Source organism: Verrucomicrobiota bacterium (assembly GCA_019247695.1).
Taxonomy (GTDB): Bacteria; Verrucomicrobiota; Verrucomicrobiia; order Chthoniobacterales; family JAFAMB01; genus JAFBAP01.
Genome location: JAFBAP010000100.1, coordinates 16,696 through 40,637, shown reverse-complemented (window position 1 = coordinate 40,637; position 23,942 = coordinate 16,696). Strand labels below are relative to the sequence as shown.

14 protein-coding genes are annotated in these 23,942 nt (G+C 60.7%); 11 read left to right on the top strand and 3 right to left on the bottom strand.

Going from position 1 to position 23,942, the window contains the following annotated elements; genetic code table 11:
* Positions 1-398: 398 nt before the first annotated feature.
* The 8 genes from JO015_11090 to JO015_11055 all read left to right on the top strand — a co-directional run bounded on the left by JO015_11090 (position 399) and on the right by JO015_11055 (position 14,364).
* On the top strand, positions 399-2,162 hold the full coding sequence (locus tag JO015_11090; GenBank protein MBV9999643.1) for a NirA family protein: 1,764 nt from the start codon (positions 399-401) through the stop codon (positions 2,160-2,162).
* Positions 2,163-2,429: 267 nt separating this feature from the next.
* A complete protein-coding gene (locus tag JO015_11085) occupies positions 2,430-4,229 on the top strand; it encodes a sulfite reductase subunit alpha (GenBank protein MBV9999642.1) in 1,800 nt (599 codons plus the stop codon).
* Positions 4,230-4,243: 14 nt separating this feature from the next.
* Positions 4,244-5,680 carry a circularly permuted type 2 ATP-grasp protein gene (locus JO015_11080; GenBank protein MBV9999641.1) on the top strand — a complete coding sequence of 479 codons (1,437 nt, stop codon included), beginning with the start codon at positions 4,244-4,246 and terminating at the stop codon, positions 5,678-5,680.
* Between the two features lie 36 nt (positions 5,681-5,716).
* Complete coding sequence (locus JO015_11075; protein ID MBV9999640.1) at positions 5,717-6,706, top strand: alpha-E domain-containing protein; 990 nt, start codon at positions 5,717-5,719, stop codon at positions 6,704-6,706.
* Positions 6,707-6,737: 31 nt separating this feature from the next.
* Entirely contained in the window at positions 6,738-11,261 is a 4,524-nt protein-coding gene (gene gltB / locus JO015_11070; protein ID MBV9999639.1) for a glutamate synthase large subunit, read from the top strand.
* Between the two features lie 43 nt (positions 11,262-11,304).
* Positions 11,305-12,795: a glutamate synthase subunit beta gene (locus JO015_11065; protein ID MBV9999638.1), complete on the top strand. Its 1,491-nt coding sequence runs from the start codon at positions 11,305-11,307 to the stop codon at positions 12,793-12,795.
* 30 nt (positions 12,796-12,825) lie between these two features.
* The gene (locus tag JO015_11060) at positions 12,826-13,665 is read left to right on the top strand and encodes a transglutaminase family protein (GenBank protein ID MBV9999637.1); all 840 of its coding nucleotides are present in this window, start codon (positions 12,826-12,828) and stop codon (positions 13,663-13,665) included.
* 102 nt (positions 13,666-13,767) lie between these two features.
* Positions 13,768-14,364: a DUF4202 domain-containing protein gene (locus JO015_11055; GenBank protein ID MBV9999636.1), complete on the top strand. Its 597-nt coding sequence runs from the start codon at positions 13,768-13,770 to the stop codon at positions 14,362-14,364.
* Between the two features lie 1,000 nt (positions 14,365-15,364).
* Here the strand turns inward: JO015_11055 and JO015_11050 are convergent.
* The 3 genes from JO015_11050 to JO015_11040 are packed head-to-tail and all read right to left on the bottom strand — an operon-like array spanning position 15,365 to position 18,698.
* Entirely contained in the window at positions 15,365-16,747 is a 1,383-nt protein-coding gene (locus JO015_11050; protein ID MBV9999635.1) for a nitrate/sulfonate/bicarbonate ABC transporter ATP-binding protein, read from the bottom strand.
* Positions 16,748-16,750: 3 nt separating this feature from the next.
* Complete coding sequence (locus JO015_11045; protein MBV9999634.1) at positions 16,751-18,499, bottom strand: ABC transporter permease subunit; 1,749 nt, start codon at positions 18,497-18,499, stop codon at positions 16,751-16,753.
* Positions 18,500-18,515: 16 nt separating this feature from the next.
* Positions 18,516-18,698 carry a hypothetical protein gene (locus tag JO015_11040; protein ID MBV9999633.1) on the bottom strand — a complete coding sequence of 61 codons (183 nt, stop codon included), beginning with the start codon at positions 18,696-18,698 and terminating at the stop codon, positions 18,516-18,518.
* Positions 18,699-19,007: 309 nt separating this feature from the next.
* Here JO015_11040 and JO015_11035 point away from each other — a divergent pair, with 309 nt between their 5' ends.
* From JO015_11035 to JO015_11025, 3 genes are read left to right on the top strand one after another with little or no spacing between them, the layout of a single operon-like run.
* Positions 19,008-20,300, top strand: coding sequence for a DUF3463 domain-containing protein (locus JO015_11035; protein ID MBV9999632.1), 1,293 nt, complete (start codon positions 19,008-19,010; stop codon positions 20,298-20,300).
* A gap of 24 nt (positions 20,301-20,324) precedes the next feature.
* Positions 20,325-22,340 (top strand): squalene--hopene cyclase, encoded by a 2,016-nt coding sequence (gene shc / locus JO015_11030; protein ID MBV9999631.1) that lies wholly within the window; start codon positions 20,325-20,327, stop codon positions 22,338-22,340.
* Positions 22,333-23,925, top strand: a complete 1,593-nt coding sequence (locus JO015_11025; protein MBV9999630.1) for a phosphoglycerate dehydrogenase — start codon at positions 22,333-22,335, stop codon at positions 23,923-23,925. The genes shc and JO015_11025 overlap by 8 nt, the downstream gene beginning before the upstream one ends.
* Positions 23,926-23,942 lie beyond the last annotated feature (17 nt).

The window sequence follows — 23,942 nt, the reverse complement described above, 5'->3', positions numbered from 1 at the left end:
CGAACGCTTTCCCCTCTTCCCGCCGTGGTCGCCGTGGTCCGCCGTGGCGCCGTGTGATTCTGCTCCGCTGTGATCGTGGTGTGACGCTGTGCCCGCTGGTTAAAGTCCACCAGTCCTGGCGAAAAAGCGACCATGTTTGCACCAACCGGACCACGAACACAACCCCGCTTTTACCTGCACCGGTGCGCATGGATCGCGGGCGGGCCGATGGCTGCCCGGGTGGAAAAAAATATTACGCGCGTGGCGCCAGGCGGAATGGAAGCTGCTAAAGGATCCTGACCTAACACAACTCGGGACGAGTTTATGAGTCATCACATAGAGATTTCACACCTGCTGATTCCGGCCCGCGTCGCCAGCCGCCCGACGGTGAAATTAATTTGCGTATGGATGCCCTTTTGATGGACCAACCTTTCAGTCCCGAACAGAAGGAATACCTCCAAGGGTACTTTGCCGGCCTGGCGTTCCGGCGGCCTTTCGCCGGCCAGCTGCCGAACGGGCTCATCACCAGCCAGGCTGCGCCCGGTCTGCCGAACCTGGCCGAGCCGCCCTCCGAGGAGGAGCAAACGGTCTTCGGTACCCCCGTGTCCGACCTGTGCGAGCAAGAAGTTTGGAAGCTCGAACGCAACGGTCTGGACGTCTGGGATGAGCTCATATCTCACGCGGCCGAAAACAAGCTCCCGGACAAGAAACACACCTTCTGGTTCCGGTTCCACGGCCTGTTTTACGTCGGGCCCACGCAGGACTCATTCATGCTGCGGCTGCGCATTCCGGCCGGCGAACTCACGGCGGCCCAGCTGCGCGGCCTGGCGGATGTCGCCGATGACTGGGGCGGCGGTTACGCGCACGTCACCACCCGGGCAAACCTACAGATCCGTGAAATTGCGCCGAAGAACCTCATCAAAGTCCTGACCAAACTGCAGGAAATCGGGCTGACCTCGCGCGGTTCGGGCGTGGACAACATCCGCAACATTACCGCGCCGGCCACGGCCGGGATCGATCCCACCGAACTGATCGACACGCGGCCACTCGCCAAAGGCCTGCACTATTACATCCTCAACAACCGCGACCTGTACGGAATTCCGCGCAAATTTAACATCGCCTTTGAGGGTGGCGGCGCCATCGGCACGGTGGCCGATACCAACGACATCGGCTTCATTGCCGTACGGGTGCCGGAGGGCAAAGGGGTCGATCCGGGCGTGTATTTCCGCGTCCAACTGGCCGGCATCACCGGCCACGAACAGTTCGCCAGGGATACCGGCCATATCATCCGGCCCCACGACAGCGTGGCGGTTGCCGCCGCGATCGTCCGGGTGTTCAACGAACACGGCGACCGCACCAATCGAAAAAAGGCGCGGCTTAAATACCTTATCGATAAGTGGGGCACCGGCAGGTTCATGGAGGAAGTCGAAAAGAAGCTCGCCTTCCCCCTGGTGCGCCTGCCGCTGCAGGACTGCGTGCCGCCCCAGCCGCCGATGCCGCACGCGCACCTCGGTGTGTACAAACAGAAGCAGCCGGGCCTCAACTACATCGGGGCCGTGATCACGGTCGGCATGATGAAGACGCGCCAGATGCGGCGCCTGGCCGACATCGCGGATAATTACGGTTCAGGCACCCTGCGGCTCACCGTCTGGCAAAACCTGCTGATCCCGGATGTTCCGGACGGCTTTGTCGAGACGGTCAAGCGCAACCTGGTCAAAATGGGCTTTCATTACGAGGCCAACACGATCATGGGCGGCCTGGTGGCCTGTACGGGCAACACCGGCTGCCGTTGGTCTTCGACCAACACCAAAGGCCAGGCGGTCGAACTCGGACGCTACCTGGAAAAGAAGGTAAAACTGGATCAGCCGATCAACATCCACCTTACCGGGTGCCCGAACTCCTGCGCGCAGCACTACATCGGCGACATCGGGTTGCTGGGTGCGAAAGTTTCGCTCAGCGGCGAACAGGTGGAAGCCTACCATATCCTCCTCGGGGGCAAATGCGTGGGCGGCCAGGCGCTCGGACGAGAAGTCTTTCACGGCATTCCTTTCAGCCAGATTCCGGCGTTGCTGGAACGGGTGCTGAAGACCTACCTGAATCGGCGGAAGGGTCGGCAGGAAACATTCGTGCAGTTCACCGCCCGTCACAGCGTGAAAGAGCTCCAGGAAATGTTTTCGGATTAAGACAGTCATGGAAATAACCCAACGGGCGACACGCATCGCCGGTACGTCTCCGGCGCCATGCAGCCGCGGCGTTCCACCCATGGTCGGAGCCCGCGCAGACGCCGCCCGGTTTCAAACCGCTCGAACCTTATCAGTCTCCATCTAATGACGACTACATCCACGGTCCCTAACCCGTCCGTAGGGATCCCCTTCGTGCCCGATAATGCCCCCTTTACCCCGGCGCAACGTGCCTGGTTGAACGGGCTGCTTGCCGGGATGTTCTCCGGTATGCAACCTGGCCGGACGGCGGCGCCGCCCGCGGCCGCACCGGTCAAGGTCAAGGTGCCGGTGTTTTTCGGCTCGGAAAGCGGCAATGCCGAAGCGCTCTCCAAACGGCTGGCCAAAGTGGTGCAACAGCGCGGTTTTGACTCCAGGGCCGTCGGTCTGGACAAGGTCAGCGTGAAAGACCTGGCCAAAGAGAAGTTTGCGCTGATCATCACCAGCACCTTCGGCGAGGGCGACCCGCCGGAAAACGCCAAGGCTTTCCATGCGGAACTGCACGGCGCCGATCACCCCGGCTTTGCGAACCTGAGCTACTCCGTGCTGGCGTTAGGCGACAAGAATTACGAGCAATTCTGCAAGTGCGGCATCGACATCGATAATCGGCTCGAAGCACTGGGCGCCCACCGCCTGTACGAGCGGGTCGATTGCGACGTCGACTACGAGGCGCCCTTTGAACGCTGGCAAACCGGCGTGCTCGGCGTGCTGGAAGCCGCCGCCAAGAGTGCTCCCGCCGCACCTGCGCCGGCCGCTTCCGAAGCGCCGCCCGGAACGCACGGCGCCCCGGCCATCATCGGGGACAATCCGGTTGAAGCCGGACACGTGCCCGGCCCCACTTCGCCGGGCAAAACGGGCACGGCGACCGAACCGGGCAAGGACGACGAGCCGGGCGCACCCCCCGCGAAGGCGGCATACTCGCGCAAAAACCCGTTTCCGGCCGCGTTGCTGGCCAGCCGGCCCTTGAGCACTGAAGGCTCCGGAAAAGAAGTCCGCCACTATGAAATTTCGCTGGCCGGCTCCGGCCTCGTTTATGAAGCCGGCGATGCGCTTGGGGTGATCCCGACCAATTGCCCGGCGCTGGTGGACGAATTGCTGCACGTCCTTAATTGCGACGGTGAGGAAGCTGTTCCCACCCCTTACGGCCAGGAGGACTCGCTCCGCATCGCGTTGGAACGCCATTACGAAATCACCAAAATCCCTGCCCCGCTGCTCAAGGCCATCGCCGAGCGCAGCTCCGACCGTACCCTGGCCGACCTGATGCGGCCCGAAGAGAAGGAAGCGCTCGGGCATTTTCTCTGGGGCCGTGAAGTGCTCGATCTGCTCGCCGACTTTCCGTCGGTCACGTTCACGCCGGCTGAGTTTGTCAGCCACCTGAAAAAACTCCAGCCCCGGCTCTACTCAATCTCTTCCAGCCTGAAGGCCTTTCCCGACCAGGTGCACCTCACGGTTTCGACCGTTCGCTACGAGACGTTCGCCCGCAAACGCAAAGGCGTCTGTTCAACCTTCCTGGCCGATCGAGTCGACGGACCGGTGCCGGTTTTCGTCCAGGTGTCGCACAGTTTCCGGCTGCCTGAGAACGGCGACACGCCCATCATCATGGTCGGGCCCGGCACCGGGGTCGCACCGTTCCGCGCCTTTCTGCACGAGCGCCGCGCCGTGGGAGCAAAGGGGCGCAACTGGCTCTTTTTCGGAGAGCAGCATGCCGCTACCGACTTCTACTACCGCGAAGAACTCGATGCGATGCAGGCCGACGGGCACCTGGGTAAACTCAGCACCGCGTTCTCACGCGACCAGAAAGAAAAGATTTACGTCCAACATCGCATGCTCGGGGCTGGAGACGAACTGTGGGCCTGGTTGCAGGATGGCGCTCACTTCTATGTGTGCGGTGATGCGAGCCGGATGGCGAAAGACGTGGACCTGGCCCTGCACACGGTGATTGAAAAGAATGGCGGCCTGGGGAAAGAAGGTGCGGCTGAGTACGTGAAAAAGCTGAAAGCCGACAAGCGCTACCAGCGCGATGTCTATTGATGTTGTGAGAGAGTATGAATTTTGAAAGCTACGTGTGCAACTGCTTCTTCGATGAGATCTTTGAAGCCGGCGGCCGGGTTCGTCCGGAGGCAGAGCCACTTGTGCGAATGATCGATTCGATGGATGAAGGGGACCTGCGCCGGCGCCAGGAGGCGGCCGAGCGGGCCCTGCTCTATTCCGGGATCACATTTAATGTTTACGGCGACAAGGCGGGCCGGGAGAAGATCTTTCCTTTCGACATCGTGCCGCGTATCGTCCGGTGCACGGAATGGGAACGAATCGAGACGGGTTTGCGGCAACGCATCCATGCCCTGAACCTGTTTCTGGATGACGTTTACCATGACCAGAAAATCGTGAAGGCGGGGGTCGTGCCTGAGCACGTCATCCGTTCGGCCACGGCTTTCCGCGAACAGTGCGTCGGGCTGAACCCGCCGCGGGGCATCTGGTGTCACATCACCGGCACGGACCTCGTGCGGGACGGCGACGGCACCATCTACGTGCTCGAAGACAACCTGCGCTGCCCTTCCGGCGCTTCATACGTGCTTGAGAATCGCCGGATCATGAAGCAGACCTTCCCGGAGGTTTTTGAAGTCTCGCGGGTGCGGCCGGTCAACGATTATCCGGCCCGGCTGCTGGACATGCTCCAGTGGCTTGCGCCGGACGGGGTGGCTTCACCGCGGGTGGTGGTGCTGACGCCCGGCAGCTACAATTCGGCTTATTTCGAACATTCCTTTCTCGCCCAGCAAATGGGTGTGCAACTCGTCGAGGGCCGCGACCTGGTCGTTTCGGATGGTCACGTGCTCATGCGCACTACGGACGGCTTCGAACGGGTGGACGTGATTTACCGGCGGCTCGACGACGACTTCCTCGATCCCGAGGTATTCCGGCCCGACTCCATGCTCGGCATTCCCGGCATCATGGAAGTTTACAAAGCGGGCCGCGTTGCGCTGGCCAATGCGCCGGGGACCGGCGTCGCCGATGACAAGGTGGTTTATGCCTACGTGCCGAAGATCATCAAATTTTACCTCGACGAGGAAGCAATCATTCCCAACGTTCCGACCTACCTTTGCTGGGATGAAACGGATGCCGCGTATGTCCTGGAGAACCTCGACAAGCTTGTGGTAAAAGCGGCCAATGAATCCGGTGGTTATGGGATGCTCGTCGGGCCGCACGCCACCGAAGCGCAACGTATCGAATTTGCCAAACGCATCCGTGCGAACCCGCGCAACTACATCGCCCAGCCGACCCTTTCGCTCTCCTGCGTGCCGATCATGGTGGAACGCCACTTCGAAGGACGGCATGTGGACTTGCGCCCTTACATCCTTTACGGCAGAGAGATTTTCGTGCTGCCCGGCGGCCTGACGAGGGTGGCGCTTAAAAAAGGTTCGCTCGTCGTCAACTCCAGCCAAGGGGGCGGAAGCAAAGACACCTGGGTGATCGACGATAGATGATGGCGCGGCCGAAGAATTTTTATCCCTCCCCTATTCATGCTTAGCCGCGTTGCCGAATCGATTTACTGGATGAGCCGCTACTTCGAGCGCGCAGAAAATGTCGCGCGCTATCTTGACGTGAATTTCCGGCTCATGCTTGACCTGCCATCCGGAATGGCCGTCCAATGGGAAGCGCTTGTACGTATCACGGGCGACTACGAACCGTTTATCCAGCGCTACAAGCGGGCCACCCGCGAAACCGTCATCCAATTTCTCACGTTCGACAGCGAAAACACCAACTCGATTCTGTCGTGCGTTCGCTACGCCCGCGAGAACGCGCGCTCGATAAGAGAGAGCATTTCTTCGGAAATGTGGGAACAGCTCAACCGGATCTATTTCCGGGTCGATGACGCCGCCAACCGGCACCTGGAGGCGCCGGAAGAATTTTTCGAGGAAATCAGGCTCGCCAGCCATCTGTTCATCGGGCTCACCGACACCACGATGTCCCACAGCGAGCCGTGGCACTTCGCGCAACTCGGACGCAGCGTTGAGCGCGCCGACAAAACGTCGCGTATCCTTGACGTAAAGTATTTTATCCTCCTGCCGTCCGTCGCCGACGTGGGCACCCCCCTCGACGAGATTCAGTGGACGGCGGTCCTCCGGTCCGCAAGCGCGCTCCAGGTTTATCGCCAGCAATACGGCCGGGTTTCACCCTTGCGCGTCGTTGAATTCCTGGTGCTCGATCCCGAGTTTCCGCGGGCGATGCACTTTTGCCTCCGCCGCGCCGATGAGTCGCTGCACGCCATTTCAGGCACGCCGCAAGGGTCGTTCCGCAATATCGCTGAGCAACGGCTGGGCCAACTCCGCGCCGAACTCGATTTCACGCGCGTCTCGGACATTATGCGCATCGGCGTGCACGAATTCATCGATGGCTTTCAAGTCAAGCTCAATGGGATCGGCGGCGCCATCCACGACACCTTTTTTGCCACTCGACCAGTCCAGTCGCTGCAAAGCCAGGTTTCGACGACGGCGGACCGAGAACGATGAGGCGTGGCCGCAGTCTTCCCCTGTAATAAAAATGAATTTCACCAATCAATGGGACTATGAGGGGCTGGTCAGCCCCGCGGCGACGCGTGGCGCCTGCGGCGTTGGCGTGCTGGTCGATCTGAATGGGGCGAAAACCCATGAACTGGTTGAAGACGGGTTACGGATCCTCGTCAATATCGACCACCGGGGCGCACGGGGCTCCGAGGAAAAAACCGGCGACGGGGCAGGCATGCTGCTGCAAAAACCGCACGCGTTCTTTCAAGAGGTGGTCCCGGGGCTCGGCGACTTCGACTCGTATGGCGTCGGGATGATTTTCTTTCCAAAAGATAACTGGAAACAGATCGGCCTGAAAAGGCTGGCGAACACGGTGTGCCGCGAGGCCGGCTTTAAAGTCATTGCCTGGCGGGATGTGCCGACGGACAATTCCGACCTTGGCCGGACGGCCCTGCAGTCCGAACCGGCCGTGAAGCAACTCTTCGTCGAGCCGCTCACCTCCCTGCCTCCGGAACGATTGGACGAGAAGCTTTACGTGCTGCGGCGGCTCATCGAAAAAGCCGCCGCCGCCAGCAGGATCGCAGGGAACGACCTGTTTTACATCTGCTCGCTCGACCGGCGCCGGATCGTCTACAAGGGGCTGCTGACCTGCAGCCAGATCGGCAAGTATTACCCTGACCTCAAGGATGAGCGGGTAACGACGAGCCTGGCCCTGGTCCACTCGCGCTTCGGCACCAATACCCTGGGCGCCTGGCAACTCGCCCACCCGTACCGGGTGACCGTTCATAACGGCGAGATCAACACGCTGCGCGGCAATGTTAACCGGATGAAAACCCGGGAGGCGGCCTTGGCCTGCGAACGGTTCGGCAGCGACATCGAGCAAATCAAACCCGTCACGAGCGAGGGCCTGAGCGACACCGCCGTATTTGATAACGTCCTGGAGCTCCTGCTCGAGTCGGGCCGCACCTTGCCGCAGGCGTTGCGGATGCTGGTTCCGGAGGCGTGGAACAAGGACAAGTTAATGGACCCCAAGCGCCGCGCGTTTTACGATTACCATTCCACGATCATGGAGCCGTGGGACGGTCCGGCTTTGATCGCGGCGACCGACGGTTATCGGGTCGCGGCCGTGCTCGACCGCAACGGTCTCCGGCCGTGCCGCTATTACGTCACCAAGAGCAATCTTTTGGTGATGGCGAGCGAGACGGGCGTACTCGATACCCCGGCAAGCGAGATCGTGCTTCAGGGCCGCCTTAAACCGGGTGAATTGTTTCTGGCGGACACCCTCCAGAAGCGGATCGTGCCCGAAGACGAAATTTTTGCGGAGCTGACCAAACCGCCCTACGCGGAGTGGCTGGCGGAGAAACGGATCCGTTTGCGCGACCTCACTTCCACGGTGAGCCCGGGGCCGGAGGCGATTGCGGACGTAACGCCGTTCCAGCGTGCGTTCGGCTACACGCTCGAGTCCCTTCGCTGCCTCGTGCAACCGATGGCGGCGGAAGGAAAAGATCCCCTCGGCTCGATGGGCAACGACACCCCCCTGGCGGTATTGTCGACGCGCCACAAACCGTTGTTCCAGTACTTCCTGCAGATGTTCGCGCAGGTTTCCAATCCGCCGCTGGATTATATCCGCGAGGAGCTGGTGACCTCGTTGGAGAGCCACATCGGCCGCCAGCGCAACATGCTGGAGGAAACGCCGGAACACTGCCGGCAACTGTTCCTCGAATCTCCGATCCTGACGCACGCCGGCATGGCGGCGCTCCGGGACATCGATCATAACGGGATCCGTTCCGGCTTCATTGACGCGACTTACCCGGTCGGCAACTCGCTGGAGGATGCCATCCGCGAGGTGCGGGCACGCGCGGCCGAGGCACTCAAGAACGGCTGCGAGATCATCATCGTCTCGGACCGCAACGTCGGCCCCGGCCGGATTCCCATCCCGAGCCTGCTGGCGATCGGCGCACTCCAGCATCACTTGATCCGTGAAGGGTTGCGTACCAATGCCGCCCTCGTGCTGGAAGTGGGCCAGCCCTGCACGGTTCATCATTTTTGCACGCTCATCGGCTACGGTGCGGACGCGATCTACCCGTGGCTGGCCTACGCCAGCATCACGCAACTCGGGCGTGACGGCTGGCTGCAGGGCGCCGACGCCCGCGAGGCGATCACCAGGTTCAAGAAAGCCGTCGACGGCGGGCTCCTGAAGGTGATGTCTAAGATGGGGATTTCGACCCTTGAAAGTTATAAGGCGGCCCAGGTGTTCCAGGCGGTCGGCCTCAGCGATGACTTTATCCGCGAATATTTCACCGGCACACCGAGCGCCCTGGGCGGCGTCGGTTTGAAGGAGATCGAACGCGAGATGCTCGAGCAGCACGCGATTGCGTTCGGCGAAAAGGTGCCGGGCACGCTGCCGCTGGACGTCGGCGGGGACCTCTACTGGCGGCGCGACGGCGAGATGCACCAGTGGAACCCGATCACGGTGGCCAAACTGCAATACGCGGTGCGCACCGACAGTTACGAGACGTACCAGGAGTTCGCGAGCTTCCTGAATGCCCAGGAGGAACGGCTGCAAACGATTCGCGGGTTGCTCGAGTTCGACATCGACGAGAACGAGTCGGTGCCGGTCGAGGAGGTCGAGCCGGTCGAATCCATCTGGAAACGTTTCTCGACCGGCTCCATGTCGCTTGGGTCCCTCAGCACCGAAGCCCACGAGTGCCTCGCCACCGCGATGAACCGGATCGGCGGAAAAGCCGGCAGCGGAGAAGGCGGCGAACAAGTCGAGCGGTTCGGCACGGAGCGCACCTGCACGATGAAACAGATCGCGAGCGGCCGTTTCGGCGTGACGATCAATTACCTCGCCAGCGCCAAACAGATTGAAATCAAGATGGCCCAAGGGGCGAAGCCGGGTGAAGGCGGCGAACTGCCGGGCCCCAAGGTAAATGAAGAAATTGCCGCGGTGCGTTTCACCACGCCGGGCGTCGGCTTGATCTCGCCGCCGCCGCACCACGACATCTACTCGATCGAAGACCTCGCGCAGCTGATCCACGATTTGAAGTGCGCCAACCCCGAGGCGGAAGTCCACGTGAAGCTGGTGTCCGTTGCCAACGTCGGCACCATTGCAGCGGGCGTCGCCAAGGCCCGTGCGGACGCGGTTCTGATCGCGGGCGATGCCGGCGGTACGGGGGCGGCCCTGAAAACGTCGATCAAGAATTGCGGTGCACCCTGGGAACTCGGGCTGGCTGAAACCCATCAGGTGCTGCTGGCGAATAACCTGCGCTCGCGGATCCGCGTGCGCGTGGATGGCGGGCTGAAAACGGGCCGCGACGTGGTCATCGGCGCATTACTCGGTGCCGAGGAATACGGCTTCGGGACGGCGCCCCTGGTTGCTGTCGGGTGCATCATGCTGCGCAAATGCCATTGCAACACCTGCTCGGTCGGCGTTGCCACCCAGGACCCGGATCTGCGGGCGAAATTCCCGGGAAAACCTGAGCACGTGGTCAATTACATGCGTTTTGTCGCCCAGGAGGTTCGCGAACTGATGGCGACGCTCGGGTTTCATACCGTCGATGAAATGATCGGTCGCGTGGATAAATTGCGCCCGCGAACGATCCGGTTCCCCAAGGGTGTACCGCTCGACCTTTCGAAGCTCCTTTACCGGCAGCCTTCGGCAGACACACCGCGCAAGGTCCGCGCTCAAAATCACAAGCTGGAGAAAAAGCTCGACCACCAGCTCATTGCGCAGGCGCAGCTTGCCCTTGAACGCGGTAAGCCGGTCCTGATTGAATCCAAGATTCACAACTCGGACCGTACGGCCAGCACGATGCTCAGCTCGGCGGTAGCCAAACGGTATGGGCCAAAAGGGTTGCCGCCGGATACGATCCGAATCCGTTTCACCGGGACAGCCGGGCAAAGTTTCGGCGCCTTCCTCGCGCGCGGCATCAGCCTGCACCTGGAGGGCGACGCGAACGATTACGTCGGTAAAGGGCTCTCCGGAGGTAAGATTACGGTCAACACGCCGAAGGGCGCGGCTTACGTCGCGAGTGAAAACATTCTCGTCGGCAACGTCGCGCTCTACGGCGCCACCAGCGGTGAAGCGTACTTCAACGGCATGGCCGGCGAACGCTTTGCCGTGCGCAACTCGGGCGCGATGGCCGTGGTTGAAGGCGTGGGTGACCACGGGTGCGAATACATGACCGGCGGCGCCGTAGTGATCCTGGGGCGGACCGGCAAGAACTTCGGTGCCGGTATGAGCGGGGGTGAAGCGTTCATTTTCGACGAGAACGGCGCCTTTGCGACCAAGCTCAATCCCTCGATGGTACGGATGGAACCGTTGGCGGGTGCCGGCGAACGCGACCACGCGCTGGTCAAACGGTTGCTGGAAAACCACGTCTTTTACACGAACAGCTCGAAGGCGAAGCGGATCCTCGCCAATTGGGAGAAAAGCCTGGCGCGGTTTGTAAAGGTGATCCCGGACGCATACGCCGAAGTGCTCGCACGCAATCTCGCCGAAGGTAAGGATGTGCGCCTCACCCTGCCGGCCCCGGCCCAGGCCTTGAGGGCGGCCTGAGCAAACCAACCTACCGCCGATTAATGGGGATTTGGTATTTTATATGGCTGACGATCATCCAAACGGTTATCTGAAGTTTTCGCGCCGGCCGATCGGCAAACGCAACCCGCGGGAGCGCATCCGCGACTACAATGAGGTCTGGAAACCCCATTGGGACGAGGGTCATCTGCGTGAGCAGGGTGCGCGCTGCATGGATTGCGGCGTCCCGACCTGCATGGGCGGCTGCCCCTTGGGAAACATCATCCCCGACTGGAACGACCTTATTTCCCGGGGTCACTGGCGCGAAGCGCTCGATCGCGCGCACGCCACGAACAACTTCCCTGAATTCACCGGTTACACCTGCCCGGCCCCGTGCGAACCCGCCTGCACCCTGGCGGTCAACGACGAACCGGTCACGATCAAGAGCGTCGAGCGGGCCATCGCCGACCGCGGCTGGGATGAAGGCTGGATCGTGCCGGACCCTCCGAAAATCCGCACCGGTAAACGGGTTGCCGTCGTGGGAAGCGGCCCGGCCGGAATGGCGGCCGCCCAGCAACTGAACCGCGCCGGACACGAAGTCACGGTTTTCGAGCGTGATGACGAGATCGGCGGCCTGATGGTTTACGGCATCCCGGACTTCAAGTTTGCAAAGTTGCAGGTCGCACGCCGGGTCAACCAGATGCGGGATGAGGGCGTGTTGTTCAAGACAAACGTCAACGTCGGCCAAGACATTTCCTTGCAGGAAGTGCGCGAGAAATTCGATGCGGTTTGCCTCGCCATCGGCGCCCAGCAACCCCGCGAAGTGCCTCTGCCCGGCCGGGATCTCGGCGGCATTTGTTATGCCATGAAGTATCTGATGGGCGAAAATCGCCATCAGGCGGGGAAATGCCCCGAACCCGAGATCACCGCACGCGGCAAAAATGTCGTGGTGCTCGGCGGGGGCGACACCGGCGCAGACTGCGTCGCGACCGCCCACCGGCAAGGGGCCAGGCAGGTGGTGCAGATCAGCATCAACGTGAAAAGTCCGACGGGACGCCTCCCGGATAACCCGTGGCCGGAGTGGCCCCTGGTTTACCGCGAGACTTATGCGATCGAGGAAGGCGGCGTCGAGGAGTTCAGTGCGGACGCGACGGCGTTTATCGATGCGAACGGCGACGGCAACGTCGATCTACTGCTGGCGGATCGCGTCGAGTGGGCCTACGAGAGGCGAAACGGCCGGATGATGCGGATGCACCGTGAGGTTCTCGAGTCCAATATACGGATTCCCGCCGAACTGGTGCTGATCGCGATCGGTTTTTCCGGTCCCGAAATGAAGCCGTTCGGGGATAGCGGACTCGAGCTCACGACCCGCGGCACGATCAAAATCGACTGCAACATGATGACCAGCCTGCCGGGCGTTTTCGCCGCAGGCGACGCCAACCGGGGCCAATCAATCGTCGTCTGGGCAATCGGCGAAGGACGCGACGTGGCTCGAAACATCGACCTCTATCTGATGGGCAGTACGCGACTGCCGCCCAGCATCCGCACGCCTAATCCTCCCATCGGGAAAGTGTAAACGTGCGCTGGCGGGCGCTCTTTGCCCTCAATGAAAATCAGCGTCAGACACGAAACCACCTACACCTACAGCAAACCGGTCTGGCTCCAGCCGCACATCCTCCGGATGCAGCCGCGTTTCGACGGGACGGTGCGCCTGACCAGCCAGGAACTCCAGATCGAACCGGAGCCGACGCGGCTCTCGCAGTACCTCGATGCTGAAGGGAACTCGGTGGCGCATGCCTGGTTCACGGGAAATACCGATCGCTTGACGGTGATCAGCGCGTTCAAGGTTGAGATGCTGCGGAACAATCCGTTCGATTACCTGCTGACCCCGGCTGCTCAGGAGCTGCCGGTTCGCTACAGCGACGGGATCGAAGCCGTCCTGGCCGGTTACCTCGCCCGGCAGTACGAAGATAATGCCGTCGTGGAGTTCGCCCGCGACATCGTCGCCGAAGCCGATTCGCGAACCCTGGACTTTTTGATGGCCCTTAACCGCCACATCCACGACCACTGCCCCAGGATCATCCGGGAACAGGGTTCGCCCCATCCGCCGGAAGTCACTCTGCAGTTGCGAACCGGTTCGTGCCGGGACGTCGCCGTTTTATTCATTGAAGCCTGCCGCGCAGTCGGACTCGCCGCCCGTTTCGTGAGCGGCTATCAGAAAGGCGATCCGGATCGCCAGGCCCGGCGGTACATGCACGCCTGGGCCGAAGTTTATCTGCCCGGAGGAGGCTGGCGCGGCTACGATCCCACCCACGGCATCGCCGTGGCCGACCAGCATGTCGCCGTGGCCGCAACTCGCCAGTCACGTGATGCCACCCCCATCGAGGGCACGTTCCAGGGAAGCGACGTGACTTCGAAAATGGAAGCACACGTCAAGATCAGTTAGCCACATTTTCCGCCGGTTTTCAGCCCGACGTGCGAAGCGAACCGGCAGGGAGTACAGAAAGCTCCAGGCCAACAAACCAGGGAAGGCACCTGGACTGCTTGTATGAATCACAACCCGCGGTTTTCGGAAGCCATCCGGCGATTCGACGAAGAGAACGCTCGCGATCCAAACCTGGTCTTCGTCGACGGGATCCCCTACCCTCACGAACTCCTTTACGCGCAAAGGTTGACCGAATGGGCGCTCAGGCTCTGTCCCGAAGCCTCCGAAGCCCTGCAACTGGCCGTTCGTTGCCAGCACATCTGTCGCTGGCAGGTTCCGCGCAGCTCGTATGAAATGACGCGAGCCGGCTACCTCCGGTGGCGTAACGATCTGAAAACGTTTCACGCCCGTAAGGCCGCTGAAATTCTGCGTGAAGTCGGGTACCCCGACGACGTCATCGCACGCGTGCAGGAATTGAATTTGAAACGCAACCTGGGCCGGGATCCGGAATGCCAGGTGCTCGAAGACGCGCTTTGTCTGGTGACCTTGCAATATCAATTTGCTGATCTGATGGCCAAAACCGAGGCGGACAAGATGGTTGGTATCCTGCAAAAAACCTGGAAGAAAATGTCGCCGGCGGCTCGCGACCGCGCGCTGGCACTTCCATTCACCCGGCCCGAGCAGGAACTGATCGAGCGAGCGCTCGGCGACGCGCATTAAGGTTGCCTGACTTCTGATACCGTTTCGACAGCAATGAAGGTAAAATCCTGTCTTCCTTCCCGGGTGCCCTGCCGGATTTATACCTATTAAACCGTATAAATGGTCTGGGCCCGACGGGCCGGCAGACCTTAGCTCAGGGTTCCACCCTGGGAAAGCGTTTCCCTCGACCCAGCCCTGAAGTGGCGGCAGAAAGCATTGCTTACGGGTTCTGCCGCCCCTTCAGGGCTCGATCGCGATTTTACGGTTACCAAGGGTAAACCCTGGGCTAAGGTCCTTTGGCCCTTCAGGCCATCAAACCGTCTACCTGCCCGTTGGGCCTAAGATCGATTCACCCAAGTACGGAGCATCCTCGGGCGCGGACACCCCCTGAGCCGGTATTCTACCAAGATAAACCTGCCTGAATGGTATGACCAGCCACTTCGATCAGGCAATATACCCTTCTCGGCCGGGTTGCGCTGGAGGGGCGAAGACCAGCTCAACTGCATTCAAAACCGGTGTAACTGTGTGCCGGATCGGTTTTTCAGGGAAACCCCTTACCCCACGCGAACGTAGACCAAGTAGAAGGTAAAATGTTCATGACGAGGAGGGTACGGGGACCGGCCCACTTTTCCCGGCGGCTCACCGAGTGGGGTTTGACCCTGCTCGCAGTGATTGCGATGTTCTGCCTCGCATCTGCAGCGTACAACCTGATGGTCGGCGAGTACGCGGTATCCCCGGCTGCACGCAGGCCCGCACACCCGGTTTTAGTCGATGGCCCCCAGATGCCTACGCCGGCTGAGCCCCGTTCAAATTACCCGAACCCTCAAGCGGGTTGAGCCCTGCGGCGGAATGCCGCAAGCGGAAGAATGCCACAAACGGCGGAAAGCCTTCGGCGGCCTTTGTCGTTTATTGCACTCGTGGCATTTGCCTTAACGTAACGAGCGGGAAACTGCCCGGAACGCCGCAAACGAGCGATCTTGATTTGTGGCATTCTCCCGCTCGTGACATTTGCGGCATTTTTTCAGGTCTCCTTCTCCTGCTCTTCTTCCTCGGATTCCTTTTCGGGCAGCGTCACCGTTTCCCGGTTGGCATCATAATCCATGAGCCCGGCATAACGTCCCCAGGCAATCATGGTATGCAGAATCTTTTCCGTGTTCTCATACGGTAACGCCACCGCGATATCCTTGATCAACGTCTCGGCCGGCACTTCCTCCTGCACCTGCAGGTAATTCAGAATAATGTGGAAAAGCCGGAGTTTCTGAACCTGCTCGGCGAAAATCGCGGTCCGCTCGTCCCGGTCTGCCTCGTAGAACTTGCGGCCAAGATCGGTTAACTCCACTTCGTCCTTTGGCGTATTGACGAAACCGAGAATCTCCGCGGCCTTCACGGTAGCGATGGTTTCGCCGAAATCTTTTCCGATCTCGTTGGAGATATCGTACACGTCCCGTATTTCGGACGAATCATGCAGAATGCTTAAAAGCCCCAGGATCTGGTTCACGCCGACCAGGGGGATCGATTCTATACGGCTGCGAGCGCGCGAGACCGGCCGTCCGGGAATCGCCTGCGGCTCGGGCGGATGATCCGGCAGGGCCATCATCGTGATGGATTCGTGAATGGTGGTCACGAGCCGTTGGAATTCTGGAGCGTTGGAATTGCGCGGGTAGGGCAGGTCGTTCTTGAGGATCAACCCGAGGCGGCCCGGATGCGGGAAAAGGATGCAGATGCGCGTCGCCATCTCCACGGCCTCCTCAATGTTGTGCGTCACCATGAAGATGCTCTGCAGGGAAGTGCCCTCGTTGCGCCAGATATTGATTACCTCCTTGCGAAGGTTCTCCGCCGTCAGCACGTCCAGTGCACTGAACGCCTCATCCAGACACAAAATCTTCGGTTCAGAAACAAGAGCACGGGCGATGCCGACCCGCTGGCGCATACCCCCGGAAATCTCGCGCGGGTAGGCTGCGTGATAATTATTCAGCCCGATCAGGTCAATGGCCTTTTCAACGGCTTCATCGCGTTGCTTGCGCGACAGCGCCTTTGCCATCAAACCGACGGCCACATTCTGCTCCACGGTCAACCAGGGATAAAGCGCGAACGTTTGAAATACGATGGATGCGTACGGGTTGATGCCCCGCAACGGCTTTCCATAGCACAACACCTCCCCTGAACTCGGGGGGGTCAGCCCGGTAAGGCAACGCAGCAGGGTCGACTTGCCTGAACCGGATTGGCCGAGCAAAGCCAACAATTCCCCTTCCTGGATAGACAGGTCGATGTTATCCAGCACCTTCAACTCACGATCGCCGGCAACCTTATACGTTTTGGAGACACCCCTGAGTTCCGCAATCACGGGTGTAGCGACCCGGTCCGGGGTGGACGCGGGCTTCGGCGTGAGCAGGTCGGCTTTCATGTTTTAATCCAGGTGAAACCTTTTCTCGGCGTAGCTGTACAGACGACGCCACACCAGCTTATTCAAGACCACCACAAACAGTGACATCACCACGATGCTGCAGATGATCAGCGGCGTGTCACCCTTCTGCGTAACCTCGGTGATAAAGGCGCCCAATCCGTCCGCAGTGAGCTGGGTGTTGCCCCAGGTCGCTACCTCCGCCACGATGCTGGCGTTCCACGCGCCCCCGGCCGCCGTACAGGCGCCCGTAATCCAGAACGGGAAAATGGCCGGGATAATCAGGGTCCGCCAGCGCGCCCACCCATGGAGGCCGTAGGTGCGCGCCGCCTCCTTTAAATCATTGGGAATTGCCATGGCCCCGGCAATCACGTTGAACAGAATGTACCATTGGGTCCCCATTGCGATCAGGAAGATGCTGCCCCAATTCATCGCGATATGCCACTTCACAAACAGCCCGACGATTAATGGAAACGTCATGTTCGTGGGGAACGAGGCAAAAATCTGGGCTAACGGCTGCGCAATGCGTGCGGCCTGGGGTCTGGAGCCGATCCACACCCCGATGGGCGTCCAGATCAGCGTCGCGACGATGGTCATCAAAAGCACCCGGCCCAGGGTCAGAAACCCGAGCATGGCGATATGCAGCAGCACCCGCCAGGTCACGTGCGCATAGACGTTGCTGACGCCCGTGATGACCGCAATCATCAGCCAATAGGCAAGCCAGAGCCCCAGCATCATCGCCGCCAGGCGCAACAGCCAAAGAGTGGCACGCCCCGGGCGCTTGTAATAGCCGGCTTCATCGATGCGGTACGGTCGTACCAGGTTCGAAACGGTGCTGAGTACCGGGTCGACGACCTTCTCATCAATCCAGACAAACAGGTAAGAGCGCCGCAGCAGGTCGTAGAGCCACGACGTGGGCGCCTGGCCCGATTCGGTCAACTCGATCTTGAATTTATCGGCCCAGGCCAGGAGCGGACGCCACACCAACTGGTCCGTGATCAGGATGACGGCCAGCATCGCCACGATCGCCCAAAACGCCGCCTGCCGATCGCCTTGCTCAACGGCCGTGGCCATGTAAGAACCCAGGCCCGGCAACTTGATGTTCTTGTTCAGCACCGAAATTGCCTCGCTCTGGGCCACGAAAAACCAGCCGCCGCCGAACGACATCATCGAGTTCCAGATGAGGCTGTGCATCGAAGCGGGCACTTCGAGCGTGCCGAATCGCTGCCACACCGAAAGCCGAAAACTCGTGGCCGCCTCTTCCAGGTCCTTGGGAATCGTAATCAGCGAGTGATAAAAGCCGAATGCCATGTTCCAGACCTGGCCGGTGAAAATGGCGAAAATGCTCGCGCACTCGACCCCCAGCAGGCTGCCCGGAAACAGCGCCATGAAGCCCGTCACGGTCACGGATAGAAATCCGAGAACCGGAACGGACTGCATTATGTCGAGAAACGGCAGAATGACCATCCGGGCCCAGTGGCTTTTTGCCGCCGCGTAGCCGACGCTGAAAGTGAAGAGGAGAGAAAAAACAAAGGCAATCCACATCCGCAACACCGTCCGGCCGGCATAATAGGGGATCGCCCAGACGCTTGTGGAGACCTCAAGCGTTTGCGTCTGGTCGAAATGCACGACCATCCCGCGCCCGAACTGCAAAAACGCCCAAAACAAACCTACCAGACCCAGCAGGATGATCAGGTCAGCCGGACCGAACGAGCGCCGGACCTCAGCCGAAAGTTGCGGAGCGGTAGATTTCATGGCGCGCCGCCTCTTCCTAAGGCCGAGAGTATGCGCGGCGCAAGTCTTTCCGGATGCCCGGCCGGCTGAGCAACGCTCGCTTGGCGATCATCGTCCCGTCGCAAAACCCCGCATCCGCGTAAGGAGGAATCCACTCGCAAATCGGCCGCTCACGCCCGAATTCCTGGATCACCCCCCTGGAATACAGCTGGAATTCCATATTTCCCATCGCCCTCGCCCAACACCCGACACCCGACACCCGGCACCCGGCACCAGTAACAATAATTGACGAATCCGGTACTTCAGGCTATCACCGTCGATGCTATGTCCGGCGGCAAATTTTGCCGTGTGCACAGAAAACCTGATTTTAGTCAGCAGTGTTCGGGCGGTTTCTCGCGCCTCCCGCTCCTCTGCCGTTCCAGGCTCGGCTGAGGACGAGAAACTTAAGAGCCTTAACCATTAATGTCATTAAAGCCAGCCTTGCACCCAGGCGCACCCTGGTTACAATGCGGCGCCTAGAACATAATCTATGCGGTTTCCTTTAGAGCCTACACTGAAGATCGCCGGTCACATCATCGGGCATAAAGTTCGCGGCACAAAAAAGTTTGCGACGGTCTTGCAGCTTGAACCGTTGCACACGTGCAATCTCACCTGCACTGGGTGCGGCCGGATTCGTGAGTATTCCACTTCGATGAAGGACGTCATGCCGCTCGAGGACTGTCTGCAGGCAGCCCGGGAGTGCGGCGCCCCGATGGTATCAATCTGCGGAGGTGAACCCCTCATTTATCCGCAGATCGAGGCCCTGGTCGCCGGCCTGAGAGAACAGGGACGCATCGTGTACATCTGCACCAACGGCATGCTGATGCGCCGTAAAATGCGCGATTACCTCGCGCGCGAGTTCGTCGAGCGGCCCGAGGAGGTCAACGGCTTTCTGGCCACGCTCGAGGAGCAAAAGCTCATCCTCCCTTCGGAGGCCGCGCAGGTCCGCCAGGGACCGAAAGATCCGAAAAAGCCGGTCATCAGACCGAGCACATGGATGTATTGGAACGTTCACCTCGACGGCCTGGAAAAGGTACACGACATCATCGTCGAGCGGGAAGGGGTCTTTCGTGAGTGCATCGCGGCGATCCGGATGGCCAAGATTCTCGGCTTTCAGGTGGCCACGAATACGACCGTTTACCGCGAAACGGACATGGCGGAAATTGAAACGCTGTTCAATTTTCTGGCTGGCCTCGAGGTTGACGGTCACACCATTACCCCGGGCTACGATTACGACGCAGCCAAGCGGGACATGGCCAAACGTTTAAACCTTGACCCGTCGAAATTCTTTCTTACCCGTCGCGCCACCGTTGAGAAATTCCACGAGGCAAAAAGCTGGAGCTGGCGGTACCCGCTTTTTGGCACGCCGATCTATTTTGAATTTCTCGCCGGCCTGCGTGACCTGACCTGCTCAGCCTGGGCGATCCCCACGCGGAACATCAAAGGCTGGAAAGCGCCCTGCTATTTTCTGACCGACAAGGAGGTCGGCACCGAGGGCCATTTCTCCTCGTACGCGGAGCTGCTGGAAAAGGTTGAGTGGGACAAGTACGGCGTTGTGGCTGGGGTGGCACGCGACCCGCGATGCGAAAACTGCATGGTTCACTGCGGCTACGAGCCGACGGCGAGTTTGGGGCTGCAAGGCAAACCGGGCGACACGCTGAAGAACATTGTCTTTAACTTCGGGACAAAGCCCAAGCCGAAGGGCCGGCCGGATCCGTCCCAGGTTTTCAATGGGATCTCGGCGAAGGTGCAACCGGTCCCTGTGGATGTGGTTCGCGGCTGAGCAGAGAACGACCCATTGAGGCCCATGGTTAACGCGCACACGTTTCACGCGGACCTACAGTCTTCTATTGCCAGAGCGCAGAAAAATTTGCTCAACCGGCAGACCCCGGAGGGCTACTGGGTGGGCGAACTGGTGGTCGATGCCACCCTCTGCGCAGATTATATCACTTTCATGCATTGGGCCCAGGAGGTTGACCCTGAGCTCGAGCTGAAATGCGTCCGGCATATCCTGGACACGCAACTGCCGGACGGCGGCTGGAACATTTACCGGGAGGGTCCTTCCGAACTGAACGCGACCGTCAAGGCGTACTTCGCCCTGAAACTGGCCGGATTCTCCGCCCAGGAGCCGGCCCTGAGCCGTGCCCGCGTGAAGGCACTGGAACTCGGCGGGGTCGAAAAGACGAACACGTACGCGCGCCTTTACTTTGCCCTGCTGGGCCAGGTCCCGTGGGACGCCGTACCGGCCATCCCCTGCGAGTTCCTCCTTTTGCCGCGCTGGATGCCGGTTCACATGCACGCCGTTTCCTCCTGGACGCGTGCCATGATCGTTCCCCTGGCAATCATCAACCACTTCCGGCCCACCCGGCAGCTTCCACCCGAACGCGGCATCCAGGAATTGTACTGCCATCCCGGTGCGTTACCTACCTTTCAAGCCAAAGGACTGCGCAAACTGTTCCTGGCCATCGATCGACTCCTCAAGATCCTCGAACGCAAACAATGGCTGCCGCTCCGGCAGACCGCCCTCCGTAAAGCGGAGGAATGGATGGTCGAACGCATCGGGGACGGCTGCAGCGGCTTGGCGGCCATCTTCCCGGCCATGCTCAACGCGATGATCGCGTTGCGAACGCTCGGCTACCCGGCCGACCATCCCCTCTACCAGAAGGCGGAAACCGATTTTCGCGAACTTTTTGTCGAGGACGAACGCGGTTTTCGGATCCAGCCTTGCTTTTCACCCGTTTGGGATACCGCGATCACGATCCTGGCCCTTGCCCGGTCCGGATTGAGCGTTGCCGAAGAACCGGTCGATCGGGCCGTCCGTTGGCTGGTCGCACAGGAAGTACGTATCCCGGGAGATTGGACGGTGCGAAATCCCGGCCCGGAACCGTCCGGCTGGTGTTTCGAATTCAACAACCCCTTCTACCCGGACACGGATGATACGGCCATGGTGCTGCTGGCGTTGAAGACCGCCGGGTTTGAAGAGGATCCGGCGCTCTACGACCGGGCGCTCCGGTGGCTGCTCAGTTTCCAATGCAAGGACGGTGGTTGGGCGGCCTTCGACAAGGACATCACCAACCCGTTGCTGGAAAATGTTCCGTTTGCCGACCATAACGCCATTCTGGACCCGAGCTGCTGCGATCTGACGGCGCGAACCCTCGAGGTGCTGGCGGAATTCAACTACAAGGCCACTCATCCGGTGGTCCGCCGGGCCATCCGGTTCCTGCGCAAGCACCAGGAAAATGACGGGGCTTGGTATGGCCGCTGGGGAGTGAATTACATCTACGGTACCTGGCAGGTTTTGCGAGGCCTGAGCGCGATCGGCGTGGACATGAGCGAACCCTGGGTGCGGCGGGGCCGCGACTGGTTTGAACACCATCAGAACCCCGACGGCGGTTGGGGCGAAAGCTGCGCTTCATATGAGATCCCCGGCGCACGAGGGCGCGGCTCCAGTACCCCGTCGCAAACGGCCTGGGCGCTGATGGGTCTGCTCTCGTTCCCGGATATCGAACGCGAGAGCATCCGGCGTGGTATCCGTTACCTGGTCCGCACTCAAAACGACGACGGCTCCTGGGATGAAGACTTGATCACCGGAACCGGGTTCCCACGGGTGTTTTACCTCAAGTACGACATGTACCGGCACAATTTTCCCCTGCTCGCCCTGGCAATGTACGCCAACCGGCAACTGGAACCGGCGCCGTCGGACCTTCGCCGGCTGGCGCCCGAAGAGGACTCGGCCGCCGTCCCGGCCTTCGCCTCGCTTTTGAGTAGCCTGCCCGGTATGGAAACTTTAAAAGAACTGCTGGCGAAACTGAACCATGGTTAATCCCAAAGTCCTCGTGGCCGACGCTGTTTCCCCGCGAGGCATACAGGCGCTGAAAGGCAGGGGTGAACTGGAGGTCGATGTCAAGACCGGCCTCAAAGAAGACGCCCTGGTCGAGATCATCGGATCTTACGCCGGTCTGGTTGTCCGGTCGCAGACAAAGGTGACGGCGCGCGTTCTGGCGGCAGCCAAGGCCCTTAAAGTGGTCGGGCGCGCCGGCGTGGGAGTTGACAACGTCGACGTGGACGCTGCCACCCGCGCGGGCATCATCGTCATGAATACACCCGGTGGAAACACCATTTCCACCGCTGAACACGCGTTTTCGCTGCTTGTGTCGATTGCGCGGAACATCCCCCAGGCGGATGCCAGCGTTAAGGCCGGTAAATGGGACCGTAAATCTTTCGAAGGCGTCGAGCTTAACGGCAAGACGATCGCAATCCTCGGCATGGGCCGGATCGGTACCGAGATCGCCCGCCGCGCCATCGCCTTCGGGATGCGCCCGGTCGCCTACGATCCGTATCTCTCCCCGAGCCGCGCCCGCTCGCTGCAGGTCGAGCTCTACGACGAGCTGGAGGACGTGCTGGCCCAGGCGGACTTTGTGACCCTGCACATGCCGTTGTCGGCCGAAACGCGGCATTTGCTTGACGCCAGCCGCCTCGCCAGCCTGAAACGGGGTGCGCGCGTCGTCAACTGCGCGCGCGGCGGCCTGATTGATGAAACCGCCCTTTACGATGCCCTGAAGTCCGGCCACGTCGCCGCGGCGGCCTTCGACGTCTTTGAAGTGGAACCGCCTCCGCCCGGCTTGCCGTTGCTTCAACTCCCGAACATCGTGTTCACGCCCCATCTCGGGGCGTCCACCGTTGAGGCCCAGGAAAGCGTCGGCATCGAAATCGCAGAGGCCATCCGATCGGTGCTCCTCGAGGGCGTGATCCGGAATGCCGTCAATGTCCCGAATATTGATGCCAAGACGCTGACGCTCATCCGGCCGTACCTCGATTTCGGTCGCAAGTTAGGAAAGTTATTGCGCCAGATCGCGCCTAAACGTTGCGACGAACTCGCCATCAATTACAGCGGCAAGGTAAACGACGTCGAGACCACACCGATCTCGCGCAGCCTGCTCCGGGGTTTCCTTGAAGAGGCGGGCGGCCAGGACGTCAATGAGGTGAACGTGACCGCCTTGGCCCAAACGCTTGGGTTGAAGGTGATCGAAACTCGCGAGACTGCCACCGGCGAATTCACCGACCTCGTCGAGGCGCAGGCTCGCTCGGGAGCCGAACGCGTCTCCGTTGCCGGCACATTTATCGGCGCCTCACCGCGCATCGTCATGGTAAATCACCGGCACGTGGAAGCCCGGCCCAACGGGGTGCTGCTGATCCTGGAAAACCAGGACGTGCCGGGAATCGTCGGCCAGATCGGGACGTTGCTCGGCTCCTCGCAGATCAACATCGCCAACATGTCGTTGAGCCGCGATCACGTCGGCGGCGAGGCCCTGACGGTCCTGAACCTTGATTCCTCTCCCTCTGCGGACGTGCTTGGTTCCATCTTGAAGAACCCCAGCATCAAGTCCGCCAAGGTGGTCAGGCTCTAGTTCGGGGTTCGGAGCTC

Bases quoted from the DNA above. Each gene is read 5' to 3' on its own strand.
- JO015_11090 (MBV9999643.1), top strand. From the start codon at position 399: ATGGACCAACCTTTCAGTCCCGAACAGAAGGAATACCTCCAAGGGTAC.
- JO015_11085 (MBV9999642.1), top strand. From the start codon at position 2,430: ATGCAACCTGGCCGGACGGCGGCGCCGCCCGCGGCCGCACCGGTCAAG.
- JO015_11080 (MBV9999641.1), top strand. From the start codon at position 4,244: ATGAATTTTGAAAGCTACGTGTGCAACTGCTTCTTCGATGAGATCTTT.
- JO015_11075 (MBV9999640.1), top strand. From the start codon at position 5,717: ATGCTTAGCCGCGTTGCCGAATCGATTTACTGGATGAGCCGCTACTTC.
- gltB (MBV9999639.1), top strand. From the start codon at position 6,738: ATGAATTTCACCAATCAATGGGACTATGAGGGGCTGGTCAGCCCCGCG.
- JO015_11065 (MBV9999638.1), top strand. From the start codon at position 11,305: ATGGCTGACGATCATCCAAACGGTTATCTGAAGTTTTCGCGCCGGCCG.
- JO015_11060 (MBV9999637.1), top strand. From the start codon at position 12,826: ATGAAAATCAGCGTCAGACACGAAACCACCTACACCTACAGCAAACCG.
- JO015_11055 (MBV9999636.1), top strand. From the start codon at position 13,768: ATGAATCACAACCCGCGGTTTTCGGAAGCCATCCGGCGATTCGACGAA.
- JO015_11050 (MBV9999635.1), bottom strand. From the start codon at position 16,747: ATGAAAGCCGACCTGCTCACGCCGAAGCCCGCGTCCACCCCGGACCGG.
- JO015_11045 (MBV9999634.1), bottom strand. From the start codon at position 18,499: ATGAAATCTACCGCTCCGCAACTTTCGGCTGAGGTCCGGCGCTCGTTC.
- JO015_11040 (MBV9999633.1), bottom strand. From the start codon at position 18,698: ATGGAATTCCAGCTGTATTCCAGGGGGGTGATCCAGGAATTCGGGCGT.
- JO015_11035 (MBV9999632.1), top strand. From the start codon at position 19,008: ATGCGGTTTCCTTTAGAGCCTACACTGAAGATCGCCGGTCACATCATC.
- shc (MBV9999631.1), top strand. From the start codon at position 20,325: ATGGTTAACGCGCACACGTTTCACGCGGACCTACAGTCTTCTATTGCC.
- JO015_11025 (MBV9999630.1), top strand. From the start codon at position 22,333: ATGGTTAATCCCAAAGTCCTCGTGGCCGACGCTGTTTCCCCGCGAGGC.